Below are 6,000 nucleotides of genomic sequence, written 5' to 3'. Positions count from 1 at the left end.
CAGTTTTAGGTGAAAGTATCGTATTACTTATGATTGAGAGGTTCTAAGCAATATTTGCATTAATCCGCTCATCCAATTTTTGGTCAGTCTCTATGACCTTTTTGGTGCAAACGTTAACTTTGTTGTATGCCTTTTTTCGGCCGGACAACCAAACTATAGCACCATAGCACCGAGTTAGTGGTGCTATTACATTAAATGTTCTGATAATTCTCGATAGAATAAAAAGTGGTGCTTATGTGCTATACAAATAGGGGCGCTATAAGTAACAATATGGGTAGAAATGCAAAAGAAGGTTTGTTTATCATCCTCCGTCGTGAGTCTGATAAACGTGATCGTTTTAAAATCGCTTGCATCAGACTCAAATCCAATATGGATACGGTACTCAATGAACTTCTAGATAAATGGCTAGAAGAAAATGATCCCTCACTCAGACAAGTAATGGAGAGTGCCTATGATTGAAGGAAAACTGGAAGTAACAATCAAAATTAATGAACTGCCTCAAACCAATTCCGTCAGAAAACGGCTGGCAACAGTTCGAGGTTGACTGTGGCGGACGTATTATCAGCGTTACAGTCAAACCAAAAATTTGGAAGAAACTCACCGATGCCCAAGCTAACTACCCCCCAGTGGGTAGCCGCAATCGCTGGCAAACTCGGTCAACAAACAGAAAATGGCTTTGTACTGGAAGAGCCAAACATTCAGGTTTTTGAAAAAAAGGTGAAAACAGAGACGACCGGAGCGGCTAGTGCTGTTTGAACGAGAATCCTTATTCAGATTGGGTAATCACACCCCATCTGGTGGGCTAAAAACCTTCAGATTTTTCCGTAAACAAACATCAACAAATGTGGAGAAATTTAAAGTAAAAATAAAACTAATATAAGTTGCAGAGGACAAGAACTTTTGTAAAATCAAGCTATTGCTTAAATTAAGCGTATAACGGAGGTACTTAATAGAACAGCACCAGAAATTAAAAGGACAAAGAGCCACTAAGTAGTGAACGCTTTGCCCGACAGAAAAATTAAATATTTCAAATATTGGGAAGCGGGGTTTATCTCTTAAGAACCAAAAAGTGGAGTGTAGTTGGTAGCTCTCACCACTGATTGGCAACAGAGATTGTTCCGCGCTGCTTACTCATATTATATGAGTTCTTGTGGAAATTTCTATATTTTCACTGCCGAATTTTGCCCCAAAATTTATCAATTTTTTTGCTCAAAAAAATTATAAATAAGCAAAACAGTAAATCTCATAGATATAAGGTCTAGCAGCGCGTTAAACCCCTCCAAATACTGAAAAACAAGTATTAGAGGGAAAAAGCTGTGAAAAATAGTAACTGTGGACTACAACAAATAGAAGTCACAGAGAGGTTCGAGATCATCTCCCGCCCCTCTCACATAGAAGCAACCCACTGGAATGAATGGTTAGCCAGTGCTGTTGACCCTGGAATCATTGAATTAAACGTTATTTCAGTCTCAGGCACAGCCGCCTATGACTATCTGTTCTACGGTCAAAACGTCCCCCCGCCGTAACGATGGAAGACTCAGAGACGGCGTACTGAAGAAGTATCGCCACATCGAGGGACTTTCCTGGTGGTGCAGTGGCATCGACCCACTCAACGATGAAAGCCCCATGCAGTGGGGCTGCATGAAACCAGACCGCCCCAGGCGCGACCCGAACAAAGTCCATAAAGTCATCAAATACGAACATCCGTTGCGAGTGCCAACAAGGGCATTCTTCCTAGCTGTACCGGATGAAATCTGGGAGGTTGTGGCCGCACGCTATGAAAAACCCATCAGTGATGAAGATAAAACCAATGGCTTCTGGCACTGGATATGGAAATATAACATCCCCGTTGTAATTTGTGAAGGAGCCAAAAAAAGCCGGGGCATTGCTCACCCTTGGCTATGCGGCGATCGCCCTCCCTGGAGTCAACGGTGGCTACCGCAGCCCTAAAGATGAACTGGGGCAACCCACCGGGGAAAAACATTTAATTCCAGACCTGCAACACTTCGCCACACTGGGACGTAAATTTACCATCTGCTTTGACCACGACACCAAGCCAGAAACAATTCAACGGGTCAACATTGCCATTGCCCAAACCACTAAGCTGTTAACGGCTTGTGGCTGTCAAGTCCTCATTACCGAGTGGAATTATCCCGAAAAGGGCATTGATGATTTAATCATTGCCAGGGGGTCAGATGTCGCCCATGAAGTGATAAGCCTTGCACTCACATTAGAGCAATGGCAGGTGAAAAGCTACAATCGCCTGTCCTATGAGCCTGCGTTGACCCTGAATCAGCGTTATCTAGGAGAATTAGCAATCCCTGATGAGGCTAAACTGATTTTGCTCAAATCCCCCAAAGGCACAGGTAAAACCGAGTCATTGATCGCCATTGTTGCCGAAGCGATCTCCTGCGGTCAACCAGTGCTACTGTTATCTCACCGAGTACAGTTAGCCCAAGCCCTAGCCGACCGTTTAGGCATTCCCTACATTAGCGAAGTCAGAAACAGCGAAACTGGCATTTTACTCGGCTTTGCCTTGTGTGTTGACAGTTTACATCCTTATGGACAAGCCAGATTTAACGCCCTTCATTGGAAAAACCCCCTAGTGATCATTGACGAATCAGAGCAGGTAATTTGGCATTTACTCTCTGCCACCACCGAAGTGAAAAAACATCGGGTTGAAGTCCTTAACCAACTAAGACAGCTGTTCAAGAATACCCTTGCCCCTGGTCGCGGCAGAATTATCTTGGCTGATGCTGATTTATCGGATTTATCCGCCGAGATGATCATGGGTCTAGCAGAAACCAAAGTTAGCCCTTGGGTAGTAGTCAACACTTGGAAGGGTCAGCCAGTGAACATTTACCACTACAGACAGACTACACCTATCTGCTGGTTAGCTGCCCTAGAAGCTCATATTAAAACGGGGGGTAAGCCGTTTATTGCCGTTGACGCTCAAAAAGCCAAATCTAAATGGGGAACCAAGGTTTTAGAGGCGAAGTTAAAGAAAAAATTCCCCGACCGCAAAATACTTCGCATTGACTCCGAAAGCATTGCCGACCCAGAACACGAAGCTTATGGCTGCATTGAGCGCCTGAATGCAGTGCTAATGGAATATGACATTGTGCTGGCTTCCCCTTCCATTGGTACAGGGGTGAGCATCGACATTAGAGGGCATTTTACCAGCGTTTGGGGATGCTTCCAGGGAGTTGCCCCAGAAAATGCTACTCGCCAAGCTTTAGCCCGTGTCCGTGAGCAAGTAGAGCGCCATTTGTGGGTTGGCCGTCACGGAATCGGCAAGGTGGGGAATGGAGGAACGAACCTTAAATCACTCCTGGCTAGTGAACATCAATGCTTTAAAGCTCATCTGAGGCTGTTACAGGATGCTTCATTGGTAATAGATGATGAAATCAACATCAACCGCACTGCTTTGGCCATTTTCGGTAAAATGTCTTGTCGGATTAATGCTGGGATGATTCATTACCGGGAGTCGGTGCTGTCAGCATTAACCGAGGAGGGCCACAACATTATCGATGTTGATGACAACACAAGAAGAATCATATTAGAAAAACTGATTACTAAGCAAAGAAATGACCTGTACAATGCCGAGTGTGAGGATGTCTGTGCTGCTGATACCAGCCAATTGACCCCGGCTAAATATGAGGCATTACAACAACAACGCTCTAAAACCACGACTGAACGCAACATTGAACGCAAATACAAGCTCGAACAGCGTTATGGCGTGGAAGTTACCCCGGAACTGGTGAAAAAGGACGATACTGGCTATTATCCACAATTGAGGCTGTGTTATTACCTAACATTAGGCAGGGAGTATGTTGCCGAGCGCGACCGCAAGCTAGGGGAAAAGATGCTTCAAGCTAAAAGCGCATGGCTACCGGATTTTAACGGCGGCCAGAAGAGTTTGGTGATTCATGCCTTAGAAATGTTCAACATCCCCAATTTCATCAAAGGCGATCGCTCATTCAGGGGGACTGATGAGGACTTGGTAGAGATGGCTAACAATGCTCTAGGAGTAAAATGGCAAGTCAAAACCGTGCTAGATATTACCTTAAATGATAATGACAGCCCCATCGTCATCTTGCGCCGCTTTCTGAAGAAGATAGGGCTGAAACTTAAATATAAGGGTCGAGATGGCACAGGAGATCGCCAACGAATTTATCATGTGGTTGGTGCTGACGATGGACGTGAGCAAATCTTCCAGTACTGGCTGGCTAAAGAGAAAGAGAAAGCCGCAGCTTAACAATAATTCCAATTCTCCACCCAACTAAATAGCTGTGCGGCGTTGTAGTCCTTTGATTACAGCTAGTTTCGCCGTGCGTTGATTACGTCTAATCCGCGTTTTTAGAGAGCTAGTAAGCTTAACAATTTGAAAGTTGACGAAAATACAATCTCAAAATGCCAGTTTTTTGTCACGTCCACTAACGGTAATTAAATAGATAAACAAGTTTACTGGACAAGTAATAAAATCCAATCCTCATAAACACCTCAAACCCCCAATATTTCATATACAGTGTTGGGGCGGCTGGGGCTTAATGCCTCCCCTTGCATTGGTAATGTGCTTGATACTCTGTTTTACAGCAGGGAAGCACAGACAATACTGCTATGTAAGGTATTTATAATGTGCTTTTACCGTAAAAAGCATTGTTAGCACATTAATAATACTGCTATCTAGAGTTTAAATAATGTGTCAATAAGGTATTCCACATTAATAGTGCATAACAATTACTGCTAAATACGGCATAAGCAATGTGTAAATGCCGTGTTTAACATTAGTAGTGCATGAAAATTACTGCACTCTCATGTACAGCCCATGTGTAAAAGCAGTAGTAGTTTTAGAACCAACGATTTTTGTAGTATTTCCGGCTCAAAAAACTGGCCAAAAATTTTTGCGTACTGTGCGAGGGTTCAAATCAAAAAAACTTGATATTCCATTAACATGGTTCTGACATGAAACCACCATAGATTTACCAAGGATTTAACAGAGCTTGGTTGAGGGGATAATTTTCCTGACCATGAATTTCACATGGAATTGACTAGGATGTAACATGAAAATCCCCTGGTTTTACCATAGATTGCACATAAAACTGACATGGCATACCGAACAGTTTTATTACCTAAAATTAGCCATACTGAGAAAAGCTTTTTTCACTAACCCTGCCCTTGAGTGTTGGACTGCGGCGGGAAAAATTTTGGACGCTCGCCAGAACCTAACTGCCAACCTGTGACTTTCACCAAATATTTCTCTTCAGAGAGCCTCTCGGTTTCAGCCAGCCGCTTTAAAGTAGTAGCGGTCATGTCTAGACGGCGCATGATTTCGGTTTTACTCAACCCCTCCCTGGCTTCCTTAACAGAGTAGATAAACTGACCGCCCTCAATGCTGGTGTTCTCTGCCAGATGCTCCTCAACCCCACTCGCTAGGCTAATAGCTCCAGCTGCGATGAGGGCTTCCCTTAACTGCTGCATCTGCTGTTCTAGCATTGCCAACCTAGACGGGAGATTCTGTTGCTCTAGCGCTGCCACTCTAGGGCCAATGTCGGTATTTCCCAATGGGCGACCGTCTTTTTGCAGGAAGTGTTCGACAATCAGCGAGACAGCAGAGGAGACAGAGCGTTGGTAATTGTCACCCATCCACTTCTTGAGTTGCTCATGCACATCCTTGGGTAAATAGGCTGTGACTTGTACGCTCTTGCTATCAGCTTCATCCATACGTTGCCCCCACGGTTTTTTTAATGTGTATGCAATGTGTATGTGCAGTGGAATGCTTTACTCAAGCATTGCCAATACTGCATTTCACTGTACTAATAATGTAGCAAGTGCTGTTAAATGCTGTAGTACAGCGGTGTGAACGCTTCTACACGAGACATCGCCAAAAAAGCAGGTATTTCTGAAGCTGTTATCTATCAACGTTTTGGTACAAAGGAAGACTTGTTTTTCGCAGCCATGAAGTGAAGAGAAGCCCAACTTGACTTGATTTTCGATATT

Annotated in this window: 7 protein-coding genes; 6 read left to right on the top strand and 1 reads right to left on the bottom strand. The window is 44.0% G+C overall.

Annotated elements, in window-relative coordinates:
• Positions 1-234 precede the first annotated feature (234 nt).
• The 5 genes from HG267_RS39695 (at position 235) to HG267_RS39675 (ending at position 4,258) form a co-directional block, all read left to right on the top strand.
• Complete coding sequence (locus tag HG267_RS39695) at positions 235-459, top strand: plasmid partition protein ParG (RefSeq protein WP_317891635.1); 225 nt, start codon at positions 235-237, stop codon at positions 457-459.
• Between the two features lie 29 nt (positions 460-488).
• Entirely contained in the window at positions 489-710 is a 222-nt protein-coding gene (locus HG267_RS39690) for a hypothetical protein (RefSeq protein ID WP_263420132.1), read from the top strand.
• A 606-nt stretch (positions 711-1,316) separates the two neighbouring features.
• Positions 1,317-1,526, top strand: a complete 210-nt coding sequence (locus HG267_RS39685; RefSeq protein ID WP_263420131.1) for a hypothetical protein — start codon at positions 1,317-1,319, stop codon at positions 1,524-1,526.
• Between the two features lie 115 nt (positions 1,527-1,641).
• On the top strand, positions 1,642-1,950 hold the full coding sequence (locus HG267_RS39680; protein ID WP_263420130.1) for a DUF3854 domain-containing protein: 309 nt from the start codon (positions 1,642-1,644) through the stop codon (positions 1,948-1,950).
• Positions 1,859-4,258, top strand: coding sequence for a plasmid replication protein, CyRepA1 family (locus HG267_RS39675; protein ID WP_263420129.1), 2,400 nt, complete (start codon positions 1,859-1,861; stop codon positions 4,256-4,258). Before HG267_RS39680 ends, HG267_RS39675 begins: the two co-directional genes overlap by 92 nt.
• A gap of 908 nt (positions 4,259-5,166) precedes the next feature.
• Here HG267_RS39675 and HG267_RS39670 read toward each other — a convergent pair.
• The gene (locus tag HG267_RS39670) at positions 5,167-5,724 is read right to left on the bottom strand and encodes a hypothetical protein (protein ID WP_045875007.1); all 558 of its coding nucleotides are present in this window, start codon (positions 5,722-5,724) and stop codon (positions 5,167-5,169) included.
• Between the two features lie 135 nt (positions 5,725-5,859).
• Here HG267_RS39670 and HG267_RS42090 point away from each other — a divergent pair, with 135 nt between their 5' ends.
• The gene (locus HG267_RS42090; protein ID WP_071989501.1) at positions 5,860-5,967 is read left to right on the top strand and encodes a helix-turn-helix domain-containing protein; all 108 of its coding nucleotides are present in this window, start codon (positions 5,860-5,862) and stop codon (positions 5,965-5,967) included.
• The last annotated feature ends 33 nt before the right edge of the window (positions 5,968-6,000 follow it).

The sequence above is a fragment of the Tolypothrix sp. PCC 7601 genome, from assembly GCF_025677855.1.
In the GTDB taxonomy this organism is placed as follows: Bacteria; Cyanobacteriota; Cyanobacteriia; order Cyanobacteriales; family Nostocaceae; genus Aulosira; species Aulosira diplosiphon.
This window is presented reverse-complemented; position numbering and strand designations above follow the sequence as displayed.

What these genes read in the sequence shown, in the direction of transcription:
- HG267_RS39695 (WP_317891635.1), top strand. Translation starts at nt 235, where the DNA reads ATGTGCTATACAAATAGGGGCGCTATAAGTAACAATATGGGTAGAAAT.
- HG267_RS39690 (WP_263420132.1), top strand. Translation starts at nt 489, where the DNA reads ATGAACTGCCTCAAACCAATTCCGTCAGAAAACGGCTGGCAACAGTTC.
- HG267_RS39680 (WP_263420130.1), top strand. Translation starts at nt 1,642, where the DNA reads ATGAAACCAGACCGCCCCAGGCGCGACCCGAACAAAGTCCATAAAGTC.
- HG267_RS39670 (WP_045875007.1), bottom strand. Translation starts at nt 5,724, where the DNA reads ATGGATGAAGCTGATAGCAAGAGCGTACAAGTCACAGCCTATTTACCC.